Annotated in this window: 20 protein-coding genes; all 20 read left to right on the forward strand. The window is 45.3% G+C overall.

Going from position 1 to position 21,268, the window contains the following annotated elements; translation table 11 throughout:
- Nucleotides 1-37 precede the first annotated feature (37 nt).
- Nucleotides 38-559: a TetR/AcrR family transcriptional regulator gene (locus tag DT065_RS12350; protein WP_160112536.1), complete on the forward strand. Its 522-nt coding sequence runs from the start codon at nt 38-40 to the stop codon at nt 557-559.
- A gap of 710 nt (nt 560-1,269) precedes the next feature.
- A complete protein-coding gene (locus DT065_RS12355) occupies nt 1,270-2,040 on the forward strand; it encodes a glucose 1-dehydrogenase (RefSeq protein ID WP_114376291.1) in 771 nt (256 codons plus the stop codon).
- 300 nt (nt 2,041-2,340) lie between these two features.
- Nucleotides 2,341-4,518, forward strand: coding sequence for a hydantoinase/oxoprolinase family protein (locus DT065_RS12360; RefSeq protein WP_114373859.1), 2,178 nt, complete (start codon nt 2,341-2,343; stop codon nt 4,516-4,518).
- A 32-nt stretch (nt 4,519-4,550) separates the two neighbouring features.
- Complete coding sequence (locus DT065_RS12365; protein ID WP_114373862.1) at nt 4,551-6,743, forward strand: hydantoinase B/oxoprolinase family protein; 2,193 nt, start codon at nt 4,551-4,553, stop codon at nt 6,741-6,743.
- Nucleotides 6,744-6,755: 12 nt separating this feature from the next.
- Nucleotides 6,756-7,283, forward strand: a complete 528-nt coding sequence (locus DT065_RS12370) for an acetone carboxylase subunit gamma (protein WP_114373865.1) — start codon at nt 6,756-6,758, stop codon at nt 7,281-7,283.
- Between the two features lie 475 nt (nt 7,284-7,758).
- On the forward strand, nt 7,759-8,643 hold the full coding sequence (locus DT065_RS12375; RefSeq protein ID WP_114373868.1) for a beta-keto acid cleavage family enzyme: 885 nt from the start codon (nt 7,759-7,761) through the stop codon (nt 8,641-8,643).
- Between the two features lie 466 nt (nt 8,644-9,109).
- A complete protein-coding gene (locus DT065_RS12380; protein ID WP_114373870.1) occupies nt 9,110-9,820 on the forward strand; it encodes an SDR family oxidoreductase in 711 nt (236 codons plus the stop codon).
- Between the two features lie 407 nt (nt 9,821-10,227).
- Nucleotides 10,228-10,530 carry an urease subunit gamma gene (gene ureA / locus DT065_RS12385; protein ID WP_114373873.1) on the forward strand — a complete coding sequence of 101 codons (303 nt, stop codon included), beginning with the start codon at nt 10,228-10,230 and terminating at the stop codon, nt 10,528-10,530.
- Between the two features lie 34 nt (nt 10,531-10,564).
- Nucleotides 10,565-10,933, forward strand: coding sequence for an urease subunit beta (locus DT065_RS19890; protein WP_114373875.1), 369 nt, complete (start codon nt 10,565-10,567; stop codon nt 10,931-10,933).
- Between the two features lie 26 nt (nt 10,934-10,959).
- The gene (gene ureC / locus DT065_RS12395) at nt 10,960-12,645 is read left to right on the forward strand and encodes an urease subunit alpha (protein ID WP_237220111.1); all 1,686 of its coding nucleotides are present in this window, start codon (nt 10,960-10,962) and stop codon (nt 12,643-12,645) included.
- 16 nt (nt 12,646-12,661) lie between these two features.
- Nucleotides 12,662-13,105, forward strand: a complete 444-nt coding sequence (locus tag DT065_RS12400) for an urease accessory protein UreE (protein WP_114373880.1) — start codon at nt 12,662-12,664, stop codon at nt 13,103-13,105.
- Complete coding sequence (locus tag DT065_RS12405) at nt 13,047-13,787, forward strand: urease accessory protein UreF (protein ID WP_227002585.1); 741 nt, start codon at nt 13,047-13,049, stop codon at nt 13,785-13,787. Before DT065_RS12400 ends, DT065_RS12405 begins: the two co-directional genes overlap by 59 nt.
- A gap of 28 nt (nt 13,788-13,815) precedes the next feature.
- Nucleotides 13,816-14,454: an urease accessory protein UreG gene (gene ureG, locus DT065_RS12410; protein ID WP_114373883.1), complete on the forward strand. Its 639-nt coding sequence runs from the start codon at nt 13,816-13,818 to the stop codon at nt 14,452-14,454.
- A gap of 1 nt (nt 14,455) precedes the next feature.
- The gene (locus DT065_RS12415) at nt 14,456-15,292 is read left to right on the forward strand and encodes an urease accessory protein UreD (protein WP_114373886.1); all 837 of its coding nucleotides are present in this window, start codon (nt 14,456-14,458) and stop codon (nt 15,290-15,292) included.
- Between the two features lie 167 nt (nt 15,293-15,459).
- A complete protein-coding gene (nikA, locus tag DT065_RS12420) occupies nt 15,460-17,022 on the forward strand; it encodes a nickel ABC transporter substrate-binding protein (RefSeq protein ID WP_114373888.1) in 1,563 nt (520 codons plus the stop codon).
- A 1-nt stretch (nt 17,023) separates the two neighbouring features.
- Complete coding sequence (nikB, locus tag DT065_RS12425; RefSeq protein ID WP_114373891.1) at nt 17,024-17,971, forward strand: nickel ABC transporter permease; 948 nt, start codon at nt 17,024-17,026, stop codon at nt 17,969-17,971.
- On the forward strand, nt 17,964-18,785 hold the full coding sequence (gene nikC, locus DT065_RS12430) for a nickel transporter permease (protein WP_114373894.1): 822 nt from the start codon (nt 17,964-17,966) through the stop codon (nt 18,783-18,785). Before nikB ends, nikC begins: the two co-directional genes overlap by 8 nt.
- Before the next feature lie 4 nt (nt 18,786-18,789).
- Nucleotides 18,790-19,578: an ATP-binding cassette domain-containing protein gene (locus tag DT065_RS12435; protein ID WP_160112537.1), complete on the forward strand. Its 789-nt coding sequence runs from the start codon at nt 18,790-18,792 to the stop codon at nt 19,576-19,578.
- Nucleotides 19,568-20,308, forward strand: coding sequence for an ABC transporter ATP-binding protein (locus DT065_RS12440; protein ID WP_160112538.1), 741 nt, complete (start codon nt 19,568-19,570; stop codon nt 20,306-20,308). The genes DT065_RS12435 and DT065_RS12440 overlap by 11 nt, the downstream gene beginning before the upstream one ends.
- 123 nt (nt 20,309-20,431) lie before the next feature.
- Complete coding sequence (locus DT065_RS12445) at nt 20,432-21,190, forward strand: class I SAM-dependent methyltransferase (RefSeq protein WP_114373904.1); 759 nt, start codon at nt 20,432-20,434, stop codon at nt 21,188-21,190.
- Nucleotides 21,191-21,268: the final 78 nt, after the last annotated feature.

The following is a 21,268-nucleotide window of genomic DNA, read 5'->3' on the forward strand; positions in this document are numbered from 1 at the left end:
ATGGTTATGGAAAATATATGGGAGGAATAAGTACATTTTGAAAAAATTAGATGATGAGTTACTTGAGGCAACTCAGCGTGTTATCAACGACAGAGGAGTCGCATATTTGACAATAGAAAATGTTGCAAAAGAGGCAGGGGTTAGTAAGGGTGGTTTACTTTATCACTTTCCGAGTAAAAGCGCGTTAATTCAAGGAGTAATTAAAGAAGTCTTAGGACGTTATTCGGAAGAAATGGAAAATATCGATACTAATGATATCGATAATGGACATTTTTTAAGATCTTATGCTGAAGCATCACTCAATAATCCACAGCAACTGAGAGCAGGCTTATTAGCGGCAATTGCAACAGACAAAGAACTATTAAAACCCGTACAAGATCACTATCAAGAATGGCAAGAAAAAATAGAACAAGATGGATTGGATCCGGTTTTGGCAACGATCTATAGACTTGTCATTGATGGGTTGTGGTTCAGTGATATATTTGAGCTAGCTCCACCACAAGAGGGGCTTAGAAGGGATATACTGGAAAGATTCGATAGTCTGACACGGGGAAAATGATATGGTTACCTCACCGTTTAGATGGTTAGATAGAAACTTTATAGATGATTGAAATGACTTCAAGTTGCTGTTGCTTTCACCTAACAGATGCTGTCCAGTTTTTTTATGACAGTATCTGTTGTTTTAGATGATGTAAAACAAACGAACAAGGATGTAATATGTCTTGTAGGTTTGGAGATCAAATGTACGACATTGATCCTATCCGTTTCGACAATATAATTCTCCCCCAAAAAGGTGTCTTGAGAAAGAATTGCTGCCTTTAAATGAAAACCCTGAATATTGCAATGAGGAAGATAACATTCGCTTAACTGTCGATTATAGCGGAGGGGTGAAAAGTCAAAATCGTTTGTGGCCAGAATTCTTACAGGTCACACGCATTAAGAAAAGATTCCTTGTCGCTTCTGCTCAGCAAAGAGTTCAAATTTGTAACTGGCTCAGAACTCCTCCGATAACAACAACGAAAAAATTCAGCTTAGGGAGATTCTGCTATCAAAAAGTTCGTTTTACATACAAAGAGAAGAATTAGTACATTGACAACATACCGTATGGACGGTTACTATATTTATAGGCTAGGAGGGAGGATTGCGTGATAAAAAATGGATAATAAGATAAAAGAATTTTTGCGGTTCACACGCATCAAAAAATCCCCAGCCGCACCTCCCTCAGTAATATGCCTAGAAGCCTATTATGCGTATAAGGAGGTTATCATTTTGGGACGATTGGACGGGAAAGTGGCTTTGATTACTGGTGGGAGTTCGGGTTTAGGAGCCGCCACTGGGAAAAGATTTGCACAAGAAGGTGCAATCATCGTATTAAGTGATATCAACGAAGAAAACGGACAAGAAAAGGCAAGAGAAATTCAAGATGAGGGTGGGCGGGCACTGTTCTTGCGGCACGATATAACGAAAGAAAATGAGTGGGAAAACGTCATTAATAAGATTGTGGAAGAATTCGGAGGTTTAAATGCCGTCGTCAACTGCGCGGGTATTGAGATTCGGGGCAATGTCGAAGAAATTTCTTTAGATGACTGGAAGAGAACGATTGACGTCAATTTGAGCGGAGTTTTCCTGGGGACGAAACATGGGATACTCGGTATGAAAAACAGCCGGTCCGAGGGTTCCATTATCAATTTATCCTCCATTCAAGGGATCATCGGCAATGCCAACATTCCGGCTTATGACGCAAGTAAAGGAGGTGTCAGGGGCCTGACCAAATCCGCAGCCCTTCACTGCGCACAATCGAAATATAATATTCGTGTCAACAGTATTCATCCAGGATACATCAAAACACCAATGGTGAAAGACTCAATCGAAGGAGAGGGCGGATACGTTACCGAAGACGAGCTCAATTCTTGGCACCCGGTCGGCCATATTGGCGAACCAAATGATATTGCAAATGGAGCCCTTTATCTGGCGAGCGAAGAATCCAAGTTTGTTACCGGTTCAGAACTTGTAATTGACGGAGGTTATACCGCCTGGTGACCGATTGGCCCTTATTCGATACCATGGATAAATCGGTGTAGTTTTTTTAAAATCTTCCTCACTATTCCTCCGATAACAATAACGAAAAAATTCAGCTTAAGAGAATTCTATAAACAAAAAATTAGTTTTCGATAACAAAAAGAAGACTTGGCACATCGATAAAAAACCGTCCGGACGGTTATTTTTATAGGAAGGGGGAATTGCGTGATAAAAATGGATAATCACTTGAACATCTAAAGAAAGAAAAATGAAAGCCTACATAGCTAGGTACCTAAATCACAACGAAGGGAGAGTTACGTCATGAAACAGACAACACCACTCGTACTTGGCATCGATGCCGGTGGGACGATGACCGACACGATTCTCGTGGATAAACAGGGCAACTTCGCGGTCGGTAAGGCGCCGACCACGCCCGGTTACGAAGCGGAAGGATTTATAGAATCTGCCCGAGATGCTACCGACCTTTGGAATCTGGATACAGACAAAACCTTTGAAGAGTTGGAGGTCATCCTATATTCAGGTACGGGTATGCTGAATACGTTGCTATCCAGGACAGGCAAACGCATCGGGCTCATCGTGACGAGAGGAATGGAAGACGCTGTACTTATGGGAAGAGGGTTGCAGACATGGTCGGGTTATTCATATCCAGACCGCTTGCATGCGGTCACCCACGCCCATCCCGACCCCCTCGTACCCCGTAGCCGTGTGCGCGGCGTGACCGAGCGTATCGATCAGTTCGGTCAGGTGGTCATTCCCGCTTATGAGCACGAGGTTATTAGCGGTGTAAAAGAGCTCTTGGAGCAGGATATCGAGGCGTTGTGCATTTGCTGTATGTATTCCCACGTTAATCCTGAACACGAATTGCAAATTGGCGAGACGGCTCGACGGGTACTGGCGGAGGAAGGCGTCGATATCCCGGTCTACTCTAGTCATCAGGTTCGTCCGATCATTCGCGAGCAGTCCCGGTTAAACAGCACGCTCATTGAGGCATATGCAACCGCTAAGGGCCGTGAGCAGTTGCTGGGCGTCGAAGCCGCCGCTAAGCAACAAGGTTTTCAGCACAGTATGCAAACGATGCTTTCTTATGGGGGGCTCGCCAACGTGCGCTATCCCCGTCTTCACGAGACGATGATCTCGGGACCGGTCGGGGGCCTTTTGGGCGCCAAACATGTCGGTGAGTTGGTCGGTACGGACTCGGTGATCGTTAGCGATATGGGTGGGACGAGTTTTGACATCGGTGCCATTACCCGTGGCAAAATCCCTATTGATAATGAGCCTACCTTGGCCCGATTTAAGTTAAACCTTCCGACGTTAGCGATGGATACCATTGGTGCCGGCGGCGGTACCATCGTCAAGGTAGATCCTTATACGCACAAGGTTAGTTTAGGGCCCGAAAGCGCTGGCTCTGTCCCGGGCCCAGTGGCCATGGATATGGGCGGCACGGAGCCGACGATTGCTGACTGTGATGCAATCATGGGCCGCTTGAACCCGGACAACTTTCTCGGTGGTAGGGTTCGGCTCAATGTTGAGAAGGCAAAGCAGGTCCTTCAGGAAAAAGTTGCCGATCCCTTGGAAGTGGATGTGTACGAAGCGGCTGAAGGGATGGTGAACTTGCTAGAAATGGAAGCTAGGTCTTCCATTGAATCTATCATTTCTACTCGCGGTGTTGATCCAAGTGAGTACCACTTGATGTCCTACGGCGGGTCCGGTCCGCTTCACATGGCCGAGTACAGCCGCGGCCTAGGTTTTAGCGGTATTATGACATTCCCGTTTGCGGCGGCCTTTTCAGCCTTTGGTTGCACAACTGCGGATTATTTGCACCGGCATAGCCAATCCGTCCAAATGATGATCGGCCCCGATATGTCGGAGCAGGATCGAGATGAGGTTCGCCGGCAAATTAATGAGATTTGGGACGACCTCAACACTCGTGCCCGCGCTGAGTTGGTCGCTGAAGGCCATGAATCGGATGCAGTCACCTGCGAGCCCTTCGCGATGATGCGGTACACCGGCCAATTGGAAGATGTAGAAGTGACAGCACCGACGATGAAACTGGAGTCAGACGACGACTTAGATCGGCTCACACAGGATTTTGAAACCTTGTACGAAACGATCAACCGCAGCGTGTCTAGCTATGGAGAAGCCGAAGCCGGCTTCACCATTATGGAACTTGGCTTAAGCGCTCGCGTGGAAAAAGTGAAGCCAGAGTTAACTCGTCGCCCCTTGGGTTCCGCGGAACCTAAACCCGAGGCCAATAAAGGGACGCGGTCCATGTATTACAATCGTGCCTGGCAGGAGGCACAGCTGTGGGAAATGGATATGCTGGAGCCTGGTAACGTGCTTGAGGGCCCCGCCATTGTGGAGCACCCGGCTACGACCTTGGTCATTCCGTCGGGGGACCGGGTCCGTATAGATGAATGGACCATTTTGCATTATGAACATGGCGAGCAAGCGCAAAAATCAGCGGATTACGTACTGTAGACCGTTGCTCAACCTGAAAAAGGAGGATCCTTATGAATGACGCATCAGCAAACGAAACGATGACAGTTAAGGAGCAGTTGCTCGAGTACGACCGAAGATTCCGAGAAACGGGATGTTACGCCGGCATAACGGAATTGAAATACCGTGAGTACGATCCTCTTCGCTACGAAAGCCTGCACACAAAGCTTCGTTCGATGACGATAGCCGCCCGAGAGATGGCCCGTAGCATTTCTGCTTCACCCGGCGTACGAGAGGTGGGGGAAATGGTCGTGGCCTTGTATACGCCCGAAGGCGATGCGATTAGCCTTTCCACCGGAATTATGGTTCACGTACACACGATGAGCCGGTTCATCAAATGGATGATTCAAAATGGTTACGAGGAGTCGCCCGGCATTTGTCCCGGTGACATTTTCGCCAATAATGACGCCTTCATCGGTACGGTACAAGTACCGGATGTGATGGTCGTCGTACCGATTTTTCATGATGACGAGCTGGTCGGTTGGGCGGGGACGGTCGCCCACGAATTGGAGGTCGGCGGCATCACGCCGGGTGGTGACGTATACTTGGCTCAAGAACGATTCACCGAGGGCTTGTTCGTTACCGCAGAAAAAGTGGGCTATAATGACGAGCTGCGCCGGGATTATTTGATCCGATTGGAGCGGAATCTCCGTATGCCCATCTATTGGATGTTCGACGACAAAGCGAAGGTGGCAGCTAACCTCGAATTACGGGATCAGGTGAAAGAGCTGATCGATGACGTCGGTTTGGACTACTATAAGCGGGCTACCAGGGAATTCATCGAAGAAGGTCGTCGCGCGCAACTTTCGCGGGTGAAACAGCTCATGGTACCTGGGCGCTATCGAGGACACACGTTTTTTGGTCATCTCACTGAAGGCAAACCAGGCATCTTGCCCTTAGGTGATGAGAACCTGCTGTATTCTATCCCCCTCGAACTAGACGTGCGCGGGGACGGCCAAATGCACTTGGACTTCGAGGGCACCGGTTCTTGGGGCTATCACTCGATGAATTGTACGCCAGCCGGCATGGATGGCGGTTTATTTGTCACCCTCACCCAGTCGATGAACTATGAAGGCAAGGTGAATGACGGAGCCTGGCTGGCCACCGATATGAACTTACCGTTGGGAACCTGGACCAATCCAGATCGGCACACCGTGGCGACGGCCACGTCTTGGTCGCTTCTGTTACCAGCCTTCGGCGTTTTTCAGCGGTTGCTAAGTCGGGGTTTTGTAGGCCGGGGCTTCAAAGAAGAGGCGTTTGTCGGTCAGGTAAACAGTCCGATGGTTGAAATGGGCGGTCAAAGCCAGTACGGCGATCAGTTCGGGATGGCTTTGTTTGAATGCGCAGCAGCCGGAAGTGGTGCTCTCGGTATTAAAGACGGGATTGATACCGGGTATGTTGGTTGGAATCCCGAATCCGACATGGGCAATATGGAGGTGTGGGAACAGGGTATACCGATGCTCTACTTAGGTCGAAGCATCACGGCTGATTCGGGTGGTCCCGGTCGCTATCGCGGTGGTACGTCCTTCACTTCGACGTGGCTCGTGCATAACACAGACGAATTGACGATAGCCACGTCCGAGCATTCCAGTCGTGTATTTGACAATGCCGGCATGTGCGGCGGTTACCCGGCACCGACGGCTCACAGGCACTTTACCGTGCGTAACAGCAACATCGAGCAGATGGCCGAGGAACGGAAACCGTTGCCCCACGAGTTGGGGAGCGATCCCTACATGAGCGACATGGAGCGGTTGGTCGAGGGCGACAAGAATGTGGTGGAAGGTCCGCATATCGACAAACCATTGCAATCCGGCGATCTGTTTGCCCACTCATACAATGGTGGTGGCGGCTACGGCGATCCCATTGAACGTGACCCGTTGGAGATCGCCCGGGATGTGGAAAACGGCTATGTGACGGCAGAAATTGCCGAAAGGACCCATGCTGTAGTGCTTGATCATGATGAGGAACGCAACATATGGCATGTCGATGAAGAAGCAACCGCATCCCTGCGGGAGAAAACCCGGAATGCCCGGTTGAATAAGGCTGTTTCGGTCGAGGATTGGATCGAGTCCGAGCGTAAGCGGGTGTTGGAAAGGGACTTCGTCACTGAGGTACGTAAGATGTATCAGGATACCATGGGCATTTCTAGCCGTTTTAACGAGGAGTTCCGAGAATTCTGGCGCCTGCCCAATGACTTTGTAATGTGAGGAGCGATGATGATGGCAAGCTATAATCACGACACCATTCGTGACTTGATTGACGGCCAACTTCCTTGGCAGTCGACGCGATCGATTATGAGTCAGTATAAAGATGACGATCGATTTTTCAAGTACATCGATATTCTTCAGGAACAGGTAAAATTCAACGATCCGATCTTGTTACCGATCGGGGAACACTTGTATATCGTTGCCAAGCAGGGGGAGCCGCAAGGTGAACGAGTCGTCAAATGTGGCTGCGGTTATGAATTTGGTCACTACACTAGCAACTGGAAGCTGAAGGCCGCGATCAATGTTCGGGATGACGAAGAAGAGATTGCCGAAATCTATCCTGGACGTCATAGCTATGATCCCGAATGGATGGAAATTCGCGAGTTTATTTGCCCGGGCTGTGCCACGCTGTTGGAAGTGGAGGCGGCGGCCCCGGGATACCCGATCGTTTTTGATTTCCTGCCAGACTTGGAGACCTTTTATCACGATTGGCTCGATCGAGAGTTACCAGTCGAGACCATTCCGAGCCCAGACTTGTAAGCATCACCGAGGCGTCTTATGTGGGCATAATGATGGGCAAGTCCATTATTACGGCGACGGTCGCCGGGGGCGAACAATACTGAGTAAACACCCTATATTTATCCATAACTTCCGGCTAAATAAGCCGAAGCGTGGTATGGGTTGCTTGCCATAGCCCACGTTCATGTGAGAGTGAGGAAGTACTCTATTTTATGGGCTGGCACATCTAGACGGCTTCGTCGTTCTGGGTGTGCCAGCCCACTGTTTAGTAGCGATCAGAGGCCCGGAAATCGCCCATTTATTGAATACCGATCGGAGAATGAGCCCGCAGCGGCCTGCAGTTCTATTGTTCGCCGGTAGGTAGACCGCGCCTTTTGGCCATAACAACAAAACAAACACTTGCTGATCACCGTGCCCCTTCGTCAGGAGGGATGCGGATTAAATTTGCCGCAAGGATTCCCGGGGAGGATACCGATCAATAAGGAGGAAATCACTAATGGCGAACAAATCTATCATTACAGCTGCCGTTACAGGCGCAGGAGAGACAACACAGAAAAGTAAACATGTCCCGGTGACACCGAAGCAGATTGCAGCCGCGGCTATCGAATCCGCAAAAGCAGGAGCGGCCATTGCGCATATTCACGTACGTGATCCGAAAACTGGAAATTTGAGTCATGATCCAGCACTATTCCGAGAAGTGGTGGAGCGTATTCGCGAGTCGGATACAGATGTAATTATTAATATTACCGCAGGCGGTGGTGGCGACTTTGTTCCAGATCAGGACAATCCGACCCAAGGAGGCCCGGGGACGGATATCCAAACGGCAAAAGAACGCCATGAACCTGTGGAGAAGTTACTCCCGGAAATATGCACGCTCGACTGTGGCAGTATCAATTTCGGTGATCAAGTATACCTGGGACCAGCCGGATGGTTGCGTGAACATGCAGCACTCATACAGGAAAGCGGTGTGAAGCCTGAATTAGAGATCTTTGATACCGGTCAGATTCGTTTAGCCAACCATCTGATTCAGGATGGATTAGTTGACGGAGATCCAATGTATCAGTTCTGTTTGGGTATCCCGTGGGGGGCTGCGGCGGATGCCGAAACCATTACCTATATGCGGGACCGTATTGTCAATGGAGCGACCTGGTCTGCTTTTGGCATCGGCCGTTTGCAATTGCCGATGGTGGCTCAGGCGGCATTACTTGGTGGAAATGTACGTGTGGGTTTGGAAGATAACCTTTATCTTGAAAAAGGGATCCTTGGTACAAACGCACAATTGGTGGATAAGGCTGTCGGTATTCTTCAGGGTGTGAATGTCGAGCCGATGACTCCCCGGGAGGCACGTGAATCCCTGAATCTTCGGACGTTTAAAAACTAAGCAGAGTTGTTTTATGGAGCAGAAAATCATGGATGGTGAAGAAACGTATCCCCGCTTTTTGATCAAATAGATGCAGTTATTGGAAAATGATAATTTTTGGCCATCTGAAAGGTTGGTTTCTCATGGTAGCTAAAGAGGTTCTGGCACGGTAATGTCCATGTCTCATCTGCTATCTTCCTTCAAAATACTTGCACCTAAACCAGGGTGGGACATTCTGAATAAGTAATGGAACATTGGAGCGCTAGAGTTGAAGAATAACTCATGGTGCTCGTTTTTTTGGATGATTTATTACCGAATTCATTTTTATGATAAAGTAGTCGGAGTAGTAATAATACCTATTTGAACAACGACTTGGTGGGTATAAATGTTACTCCGCCCTCCACCAAGGGGCTGGGGATCAGGAGGCATGCCCTACACACCCAATAGAACGTCCATTGATGGAAAGAGTTAGAAGGAGGAGACTGTCATGAACAGGCTACAAGGAAAAACAGCGATCGTTACTGGTGCCAGTACTGGAATTGGGGCTGCCATTGCTAAGGAATTAGCCGTGGAAGGAGCAAATGTTGCCCTAGCCGCCCGTCGGTTGGATAAATTAAACGAAGTGAAAAATGAAATTACCGAAATTAGGAATAGCAAGGGGAAAGTAATGGCTTTCCAAGCGGATATGTCCAATAAAAATGATGTTAATCAGCTCGCGGAAAAGGTGCAAGGCGAATTAGGCAATGTCGATATTTTTGTCAATAATGCTGGGCAAATGTTAACAGGAACTGTCAGATCCGGTCAGGTGGAGGAATGGGAGAAAATGGTTGATGTGAATATAAAGGGTGTCCTTTATGGCATTGATGCTGTATTGCCGTCCATGCTGAGCCGATCAACGGGTCATCTTATCAATGTTGCTTCCGTTTCCGGTCTTGAGGTTACAAAAACAAGTACCGTCTATAGTGCTACGAAGTATGCGGTTCGAGCCATTTCCATGGGATTGGAAAAGGAACTTGCCAGAACAGGTGTAAGAATCACGAATATTTCGCCCGGAATGGTGGATACCGACTTGCAAGGGAACGGTACCTGGAATGATCGTAAGATGCTAGAGGCAGCGGATATTGCAAAGGCTGTAGTCTACGCTGTCACTCAGCCTGATTATGTAAACGTCAATGAAGTGACCGTTCGCCCGGTATAAAAAACAGGATTGCCCAGAAAGTAAGTTTTACTGCTTTCTGGATTATTTCTAAACCTGCCCCCGTTGATTCCCTATCATGGCTATGCTAATATTAGATAGTAAAAGTCTCCCCCTGTTTATAGGAGCTCCTATACTTCGCTGCCCCCTGCAGACGTCACGTTCCTATCACTCATACTATAATCGGTTTCACCTTTTAAAGTTGATCCAAAATTCTTGAAATAGAAACTATGTTTACTCTGTTTCTTTTTGTGTAAACTAATCGTAAGAAGTATGACTTGATCATACCGAAGCCCCTCTATGTGTTAGAACGAACACTCGTCCCAATTTTTTGAGTTGCCCGACATCGTGCTCGACGTCTATTTTGAGACATCAGCTGTATATTTGATGAAGAAAATGAGGTGAAGCAAATGAAGCTAAATCCAGTTGAACAAGAAAAATTGATGCTTTATTTTGCTGGGGAACTTGCCCTGAAGCGTAAGGAAAAAGGCTTGAAATTAAACTATCCGGAAGCCATGGCGATTATTAGCCACTTTGTTTTAGAAGGAGCAAGGGAAGGGAAAACGGTGGCTCAATTGATGAGTGAAGGTAAACAAGTGCTTACATCTGAGGATGTGATGGAAGGTGTGCCTGAAATGATTGATAGTGTCCAAGTAGAAGCGACATTCCCTGATGGAACAAAGCTTGTTACGGTTCAAGCACCTATCCAATAGTAAGGTCAATCATCCATTTAAGGAGGTACACAGAATGATACCTGGTGAATATGAGATTACCAGTGGCGATGTTGACATCAATGCTGGAAGACAAACAAAGACCATCCGTGTGGCAAACACCGGAGACCGACCCATTCAAGTTGGTTCGCATTACCATATTATTGAGGCGAATCGATACTTGTCATTCCCCCGTGAGGAAACGGTTGGTATGCAACTAAACATCCCGTCTGGGACAGCTGTGCGATTTGAGCCCGGAGAGGAAAAAGAGGTTGAGTTAACCGACATTAGCGGTCTTCAAAATGTGTTTGGACTTAATGACTTAACCCATGGTTCGGTGGATAACAAAGAGAAAATCCTTAAAAAAGCGGATCAATATGGCTTCAAAGGAGTGGATACCGAGTGAGAATTTCAAGAGACCGTTACGCAACGATGTACGGACCCACTACAGGGGATAAGGTCCGTCTTGCCGACACTGATTTATGGATAGAAGTTGAAAAAGATTACACCAATTACGGGGACGAAGGTGTATTCGGCGGGGGGAAATCGATACGTGTTGGCATGGGTCAAAATGGTACGCAAACCCGACTTGAAGGTGTTCTCGATGCTGTTATCACTAATGTTATTATCATTGATTATAGCGGTATTGTAAAAGCCGATGTTGGGATCAAAGATGGACGAATTGCCGGCATAGGGAAGGCCGGAAACCCTGATACGATGGATCGTGTAGACCCAAACATGACGATTGGTGTTGGAACGGAAGTCTACGCAGGCCAGGGGTTAATTGCAACAGCCGGAGCCATCGACACCCATACACATTTTGTAAATCCAGACCAAATGGACGTTGCCCTGAGTTCAGGGACAACAACACTGATTGGTGGGGGCACAGGACCAGCAGCCGGGTCAACAGCCACAAGCGTCACGCCCGGTGAATGGAACATATTTAAAATGTTGGAAGCTGCTGAAGATTTCCCTGTCAATATTGGATTGTTAGGTAAGGGGAGTGCTTCTACGCAAGAACCATTGATGGAACAAATCAGAGCCGGAGCTATTGGTCTTAAAATCCATGAAGACTGGGGGGCAACACCGTCTGCATTGCATCAAAGCCTTGTCGCTGCAGATAAATATGACGTACAAATCGCTTTACACGCTGATACATTGAATGAAGCTGGATTTGTGGAGGATACACTCAATGCCATTAACGACCGGGTGATTCATACGTTCCACACAGAAGGTGCCGGCGGTGGACACTCACCGGATATGTTGAAAATGGCGGCGTACTCAAATGTAATGCCTGCATCGACCAATCCGACAAAACCGTTCACAACCAACACGATTGATGAACACATGGATATGCTAATGGTGTGCCATCATCTATCGCATAACGTACCGGAAGATGTTGCGTTTGCCGATTCCAGAATTCGTCCAGAAAGTATAGCTGCTGAAGATATTATGCATGACCTTGGCATACTCAGTATCATGTCTTCGGATGCGCACGCTATGGGTCGCCTCGGAGAGGTGACGATTCGTACTTGGCAGACGGCCGATAAAATGAAGAAACAACGAGGAAAATTACCGGAAGATGAAGGAAAAGATCATGACAATTTCAGGGTTAAACGGTATGCTGCGAAACTCAACATTAATCCTGGTATTACTCATGGCGTCTCCCATGAAATTGGTTCCATTGAAGAAGGGAAATTTGCGGATATTATTTTGTGGGACCCTGCATTTTTTGGTGTGAAGCCGGAAGTTGTCATCAAAGGTGGGATGGCGGCCCATGCTCAGATGGGGGACACGAATGCTTCCATTACAACTCCGCAGCCGCTGAAGTCTCGTCGGATGTATTCCCATCATGGTAAAGCAAAAGCACTTACGAGTTTGACATTCCTACCGAAGATTGCTGTTGCCAATGCTGTTCCGAAGCGTTTGGGATTGGAAAAACAAATCGGTGTCGTGCAAGACTGCCGGAACATTCAAAAGAGCGACTTGAAGTTGAATGGTGAGACGCCGAATATTGATGTGAATCCGGAAACATATGAAGTGAAAGTGAACGGCGAACAGATCAGTTGTGAACCTTTGGACGAGCTTCCTATGACCCAACGCTATTTCTTATTCTAAAGGGAGAGAATAGGTCATGTTTATTCAAAAAGTGATAGATAACATTAATGATGATCAAGCATCGTCAAAACAGCGTGAGTGGATTGAATTGGATTGGGAAGAATTAAATAAACGCATTCTACGTAAAACAACGGATCAGGGTACGGATGTGGCGATATCCTTGGAGCAGGATGAGCCCCTGAACTACGGCGACTTGTTATATGAAGATGAAGAGAGGCAGATCGCTATACGGACAAAGGTTGAAAACGTGATTGTGATCACACCGAAGACCTTCACTCAGATGGGGAAAACGGCTTTTGAACTTGGGAATCGCCATACCCCTTGTTTAATCAGTGAAAGCGAGATCATTGTACGATATGATCACACACTGGAAACATTGCTCGAAGAGGTTGGTGTCGATTATGAGCATTCAGAAAGACGATTCAAGGAGCCTTTTAAATATCGAGGGCATCAACACTGAAGAACATTTTCTCCATTTGCTTCAGATTCATGACTCTGCTTTTCCCATTGGCTCGTATACACAATCCTTTGGCATGGAAACGTATATTCAAAACGATCAGATTCGGACGAAGCAGGCATTAATTGATTACTGCCAAACGTATTTGTTCCATAATCTCGGGTCCGGGGATGCGATTCTCGTCAAAGAATCGCATCAGGCTGCCGGAAATCAAGATTTTGACAGATTGATCTATCTGGAGCAGATTTGCAATGCCATGAAGTTAGCTAAAGAATCACGAGACGGGAGTATAAAGATGGGGAGACAATTTCTGCAGACGATCTTTCCATTAGAGGAATCAGCGTTATTGGACGAATATAAACGCAGGTTTGACGATCAACAACTAAAAGGTCATCATGCTATTTTGTATGGGATTTATACAGCTCATCTGGATATTGACATTCAAAAGGCCGTACTAACATTTTTGTATTCATCTGTGAACGGGTTGATCCAAAATGCGGTTCGTGCTGTTCCTCTTGGGCAGCATAACGGTGTACAGGCCATGTATGAAATGCTTCCATCGATTAAAGAAACGACCAATAGGGTCATGAATAATACCATGGATAACATGAGTAACAACGCATTAGCTATTGAAATGGCTTCAATGCAACATGAATACCTCTTTTCACGCCTGTTTATTTCTTAAATTCTTTTTTCAAAAGGAGTAGATAAGTATGAAACCAGTACGAATTGGTCTAGGCGGACCCGTGGGTTCAGGAAAAACAACGCTTGTAGATCGTTTAACAAGTGAACTTCATAAGGATTATGAAGTAGCGGTCATTACGAATGATATCTATACGAGAGAGGATGCTGAATTTCTCATCAAAAATGGTATATTAGATGAGAAACGAATTCTAGGTGTTGAAACAGGAGGGTGTCCTCACACGGCTATACGTGAAGATGCTTCAATGAATTTTGAAGCGATTGATCAGTTAAATCAGCGGTTCAATGACTTAGATATTATCTTTGTAGAAAGTGGTGGCGATAACCTGGCGGCAACATTTAGCCCTGAGTTGGTTGATGCCTATATCTATGTGATTGACGTTTCAGAAGGACAGGATATCCCTCGTAAAGGTGGGACAGCGATCACTCGTTCAGACTTACTTGTGGTTAATAAAACCGACCTTGCACCGCATGTTGATGTCAATTTGGATCAAATGAAAAACGACACAGCGACCGTACGTGGTGAACGTCCTTACGTTTTTACAGATTTAAAAAGGAAAAACGGTTTGGAAAAAGTGATTCATTGGATTAAACACGATCTACTCTTGGAGGGCGCGGTCTCTTCTGAGTCAAAGGATACAACCGCCTAAAATGAGCCACCATGGAAAACTGTTATTAAACTTTCAAAGAAAAAACCACCGTACGCGTTTAATAGACTGTTATCAGCAATCCCCTCTAAAGGCAAGCCGTGAACTCTACCTTGATGACAAAAAAGAACAGGCCACTGTTTATCTTATGGAATCGTCGGGTGGCATGGTAGCTGGGGATCGGAACGAATATGACATCCATCTAAAGGAACATGCAGACGTTTGTCTGATTGAGCAATCGGCAACAAAGGTATATCCTTCTTATAATCATCGGTGTTCTACGCAAAAGATTTCCGTGCAACTGGAAGAAGGAGCGTGCTTAGAATGGATCCCGGAAGCGATTATTCCTTATCAAGATGCTCGTTACCAGGGAGATACAGTGATTCGAATGAAAAAGGGCTCTACATTGTTGTGGGGAGAGATCATTTCTCCGGGTCGTGAAAAAAGAGATGAATGTTTTCTCTACAACGAATTTCAGTCCCGTTTTCAAATATGGGTGGAGGGGGAGTGCCTGGCCTATGATCCCATCCAATTTTACCCGGACGAAATGCCGTTACAACAAGCCGGAATGCTTGAAGAATCATTATACATTGGCACGTTATGGTTTGTTTCGCCGCGGGTTCCTTCGTTAGATGTTCAATACATTCATGATAAACTTCAAGATTGCAATCATACGAAGGCAAGTGTCACAACGCTAGAAGGAAAGGGCCTGCAAATCAGATGGTTGGCTACGGATTTATGGGCAATGAAAGAAGAGATGAACACCGTATGTCATCGATTCCGTAATGTCCAAGAACAAACAAACATTGAGATGCCATCTTTGGGGAGCGACGTCATATAAAGAACAGTTAAAAGCCCGAGGATCTTTATCCGGGGGCTTTTTTAAATGCACGGGACATGTATCCACTAAAAATAAAACTTCCCGAATTTAGTAGGATTCTGATATTTTCAGGATGATCATAGATATAGATGAAACGAGTCGTGAAAAGGAGGGAGGAATAATTATAGATGAAACATGTTATGAAGTCAGCCATAGTGGTTTTAATTATGATTTCAGGCTGTCAATCTGGAGAAGGAAACCAAGGCGATGATACATTAGTTATCTCGTGGCCTCAAGATATCGGACCATTAGATCCACACGGATATGGGGAAAATCAGATGTTTGCGCAAAATCTTGTATATGAAGGGCTTGTTCAACATGATGATGAGGGCGAGGTACAGCCACACTTAGCTGAATCTTGGGAGGTATCGGATGACGAAAAAACATATACCTTCTTTTTACAGGAAGATGTAAGATTCTCGGATGGTTCCGATTTCAACGCAGACATCGTGAAAAAAAACTTTGACAAGGTATTGGATGAATCCGAGGAGCATGAATGGTTAGAACTTACGAATCAAATTATCGATACAGAAGTAATTGATCCCTATATATTTGAAATGACTATGGAAGAACCGTATTATCCAGTACTTGAGGAATTGGCACTTGTGCGCCCTTTTCGTATATCAGGAGATGCAAGTTTCTCAGAGGATCAGGATTTCCAAGAACCTATTGGAACCGGACCGTGGGCGCTTAGTGAACGTCAACAAGATGAAGAAGCCATCTTTGAGCGAAACGAACATTACTGGGGTGAAGACCCGGAGATGGAGGAGCTTGTGGTCCGTGTAATTCCTGATGGTGATGCACGGGTAATGGCTTTCGAAAATGAAGAAATTGATATGATCTATGGGAATGGTTTGATCAGTTTAGATGCCTATGATCATTTGGAACAAAATGATAAATATCAATCGGGTACTTCGCCACCGCAATCGACCCGTACCTTGGCTTTAAATACGAATCGTGGTGCTACAGAGGATGCTCTTGTGCGGCGGGCGATCATTCATGCTTTCGATACGCAAACGTTCATCGAAGACATGCTTCATAATATTGAGGAACAGGCGACAAGCCTTTTTCCGGATGATATGCCTTACCAACCTGATACTTTAGATGACTATAATTATAACCCATCTCAAGCAGAGCAATTGCTGGAAGAGGCTGGTTGGAAGCGAGCGGATGATGGCCATATTCGAGAAAAAGACGGAGAACCGCTACAGCTCAATTTTGTTTATGATGCAAATGATCAAATTCAAACTATGCTTGCAGAGTTTATGCAAAGTGACTTACGTGACATCGGGATCGATATCGAGATTATAGGTATGGAGAACCAAGCTTATCTTAATGCGGAGAAGAGCGGTGACTTTCATATCATTTATCATGAAACGTGGGGAGCTGAATATGATCCTCATGCGATGCTTTCTTCCATGCGTGTCCCATCCCATGCTGATTACCAAGCACAGCAGGGATTGGATCGAAAAAAGGCATTAGATGAGCAAATTGGTGAAGTCTTGGTTGAAACCGATGAGCAAAAAAGAGAAGAATTATATCATGACATTATAACTACCTTACATGAAGAAGCGATTTATGTACCCGTATCGATGACTTCTAATCTTGCTTTGTATCATAATGATCTTGAAGGAGTGCGTTACTCTCCGATTATCTATGAATTTAATCTCGATGATGTGAGGCGAAAGTAAGATGATTGGCTTAATGATCCGGCGATTGCTCTGGCTTTTCCCTTCTTTGTTGTTCCTGTCGATAGGTGTGTTCTGGCTCATGCATATTCTACCGGGGAGTCCTGCAGAAGCCTATTTACTAAACTCGCAAATTCCGCCGACGGAAGAGGCAGTCGATACGGTAACAAAAGACCTGGGATTAGACCGCCCGCTTTATGAACAGTATTGGGATTGGTTTACTTCTGCATGGCAATTGGATTTCGGCACTTCTTTTTATACAGGAGACAGTGTCGTGGAAGAAGTATTCTATTATTTCCCGCCAACGTTCGAATTAACGATTGGTGCTTTCATCGTCACGATGGGGATGAGTGTATTTCTTGGAACGCTGGCTGTTGTCTACCAAGGACGCTGGTTTGACTGGTTCAGTCGCTTGTTTTCCGTAGGTGGATCCGCGCTTCCGACGTTTTGGTTAGGTTTTTTACTTGTTTATTTTGTCTCTTACCAGTTTGGTTGGCTGCCATCAGGGGGAAGAGGAGATTGGCATCATATCATATTGCCGGTGTTGACCCTCGCTATCCCTTATATCTCCCTATATAGTCGTTTATTTCGTACAAGTTTATTAGAAGTGAGAGAACGTTCATATGTCACCTATGCTCGAGCCCGTGGGCTTCGGGAAATGTTTTTATTCCGAAAACATATTCTCAGGCACGCACTTTTGCCGCTTTTCACCGTTTCAGGGTTGGCTTTTGGGTATTTGTTAGCGGGCACCGTTATCGTAGAAAGTGTGTTTTCTTGGCCCGGAATGGGGAGGTACATGGTGACAGCAATTATCAACCGCGATTACCCTGTTATCCAGTTTTACATTGTTTTTATGGGCTTTATTTTTATAATCGTGAATATGCTGGTCGATGTATTGCAGGCATGGGTAGATCCAAGACTTCGTCGACAGGGAAGATATCGCCATGATTAAGAACGTATGGAACAATAAAGCACTCTTCTTTAGTGTTTTGATACTGCTATTGGCGCTTTTCATCTCTCTGCTTGGCTTTTTAGTGACACCCCATGACCCATTTGTATCCGAAACGTCACGACGCTTGCTTGCTCCTTCTTCGGTGAACTGGTTTGGGACGGATCACCTTGGGCGTGACGTGTTTTCTCGCTTATTATACGGTGCGCGTTATAGTTTTCTTGGTGCGTTGATCGTTACTCTTATTTCCACTACGATCGCGTTAATCATTGGAACATTAGCCGGTTATCATGGTGGCCGGATCGATCATATTTTCATGCGTTTCAGTGAATGGATGTTGGCATTTCCCAGCTTGATGATCGCACTTGTTTTAGTAGGGGTATTAGGACCTGGAATGGTCAATGTTTTGATTGCTTTGGTCCTCGTATTTTGGATGACGGGAGCTCGACTGGTTCGAAATATGGTGGTGCGCTTAAAAGAAGAACGTTATGTCCAAGTTGCCAAGCTTCAAGGTGTTTCAACGTATCGTATCATTTTACGTCATCTCATGCCTTTTGTTCTACCGCAATTGTTAGTTTTGGCAACGCTTGACGTAGGGAGCGTACTATTGCATATCGCAAGTTTCTCGTTTCTTGGTCTAGGTATACAAGCGCCTCTGCCTGAATGGGGAGCCATGTTAAATGAGAGTAGCGAGTATTTTTATAGCAGTCCTTGGCTTATGGTCTTTCCGGGATTATTCATCTTTGTCACTGTCCTTGCCATTAACGTATGGTCCGATTATTTGCGAGATAGATTTCACATTAAAAAGCAGGGGTGATGACATGCTGGAGGTCAATCGTTTAAGCATCTATACACCGGAGCAAAAACCCATTCTGCAAAATATAAGTTTCACCCTTTCGAAAGGAAAAACATTAGGGCTGATTGGGATGAGTGGAGCAGGAAAAACGATGCTATCTCTAGCCCTCTTACGTTTAGTAAATCCCATGTTTCATGTGAAAGGGGACGTTCAGTTTCAGGGGAAGTCACTTTTGTCATTACCATCCAAAGACATGTCTCGTATACGTGGCAAAGAGATTGGATTTTTAACCCAACATCCTCATCCTGCTTTTGATCCGATTTATACAGTGGGAGAGCAAATGATTGATACGATCCGAGCACATTTTTCTTATACGAAAAAAGAAAGTCGTAAAGTCATAACCCCCCTGTTACGTTCGATGGCATTTCGTGATCCTGAATATTTGTTGCAGCGTTATCCGTTTGAGTTGAGCGGAGGCATGCTACAGAGAGTGATGATAACCTTGATGCTAGCATTAAAACCAACATTAATGATCGCGGATGAACCAACCACAGCATTGGATACTGTGACCCAACGTGAAGTGCTCGATCAATGGAGCACTTTAAGAGATGATCAAGAGCAGAGCATGATCCTTGTCACCCATGATTTAAATATCATTGGTAAGTTTGCCGATGAAGTCCTGGTATTACAATCAGGGGTTGTTGTTGAACATTTAACTGTTGAGCAACTTTTTACAAATCCAAGCCATTCGTATACAAAAAATCTCCTAAGGTTCTATCGGAAGTTGAATGGAGGGACAAGCGATGGTGATTGAAGTTCATAACGTTGCAAAGCGATATAGTAAAAAATGCAAACAAGGCGTATTGCAGGATATATCGTTACAAATTGAACGACAGACATGTTTGGCACTTTTAGGCGAAAGTGGTACAGGAAAAAGCACATTAGGGCGTATTATGGTGGGCCTGGAACCCATAAACAAAGGGGATATTCTGTTTAACGGTGAAAAATTGTTAGCAGGAAGGCACAAACACTTTGCAGGAAAAATTCAGATGGCTTTTCAAGACCCGTTGTCTGCCTTTAACCCACGTATAACGATAGGTGAAAGTCTCGCTGAACCCTTATTCGTGGAGAAAGCCGGTAATAGCGAACGTACGGAAAGAATCAACGGTCTATGTAATGATGTTCAACTCGATCTTGAACTGTTACACCGTTTTCCGAATCAGTTAAGCGGAGGTCAGCTACAACGAGCAGCTATTGCTCGCGCGCTGATGTCTCGCCCTTCATTTGTCGTGCTCGATGAAGTCGTTAGCAGTCTGGATGTGATCCACCAACATCATATTCTAGAATTGCTTAATACCCTAAAAAAAACGTATGGGCTTTCCTATTTATTTATCACGCACGATTTTCTGGCAGCTAACTATGTGGCTGATCGTATAGCTGTTCTACATGATGGAGCAATCATCGATCATGCTGAAAAAAAAGCCAATGGAAAATGGAAATTTGTCCATCCGCAAGCAGTACGACTACAAGAGGCTGCTTTGTAATACCATTTAGTGAATGTTGATGGGTTCGCTTGCGTTATGCTATTTAAAAGAAGTTGAAAAAAGCTTGGTTTGGCGTGAATAACTGTAAGGAATGGAATTATACCCTCATTGATAGGAGATAACATGGAAGAGAACAATATTAAAACGTATTGGAACTTACGTGCAGAAGGATTTTCTCTAAGTAATCAAGCGCAATTACAATCAGATATAACAGGGGATTGGAATGCGATATTACAGCAATATGCACCACGAAAAGATAAATTAAAATGCCTTGATATTGGGTGTGGGCCAGGTTTTTTGGCCATTTTATTGGCAAAGATGGGTCACAATGTATCTGCCATTGATTATACAGAAAATATGCTTAGACATGCGGAGAAGAACGCGAAAAAGGATGGGTTAGAAATAGATTTTATGAAAATGGATGCCCAGAATCTTGATTTTGAAGGCAACTATTTTGATTACATTGTATCGAGGAACCTCACATGGAACCTTGAATTTCCTCATCAAGCCTACTCGGAATGGTTACGGGTTTTAAAACCCTCAGGTCGACTTCTCATTTTTGATGGAAACCATTATTTGCATTGCTACAATAAGTTGTATCAGCAATATCGGAACTCCAATGCTTATGTCGATTCACATAATAAAGAGCATTTGAAAGGAATTGACACGAATAGAATGGAACGAATAGCCATGAATTTGCCTTTAAGCAAAGTCGAACGCCCTGGATGGGATTTACGATTTTTTGATAAGGCAGGCGAAAAAAAGGTTATGTATGAGGTGGAAAGCTCCTCATTCACTGATAATAATGGCGAGGAACAATCTGTTATAAATAACTTTTATATCTGTGTCCAAAAGAGAGATAAAGATCAGGAGAATGTTTGAATGATTTGGAATCCCTAACGAAAGTGGGCGATGCTTATTTCCTGTTATTTTTTATCAAGGAACTTTCTTCATTTCGCT

Origin of the sequence: Salicibibacter kimchii, from assembly GCF_003336365.1 — a bacterium.
Taxonomy (GTDB): Bacteria; Bacillota; Bacilli; order Bacillales; family Marinococcaceae; genus Salicibibacter; species Salicibibacter kimchii.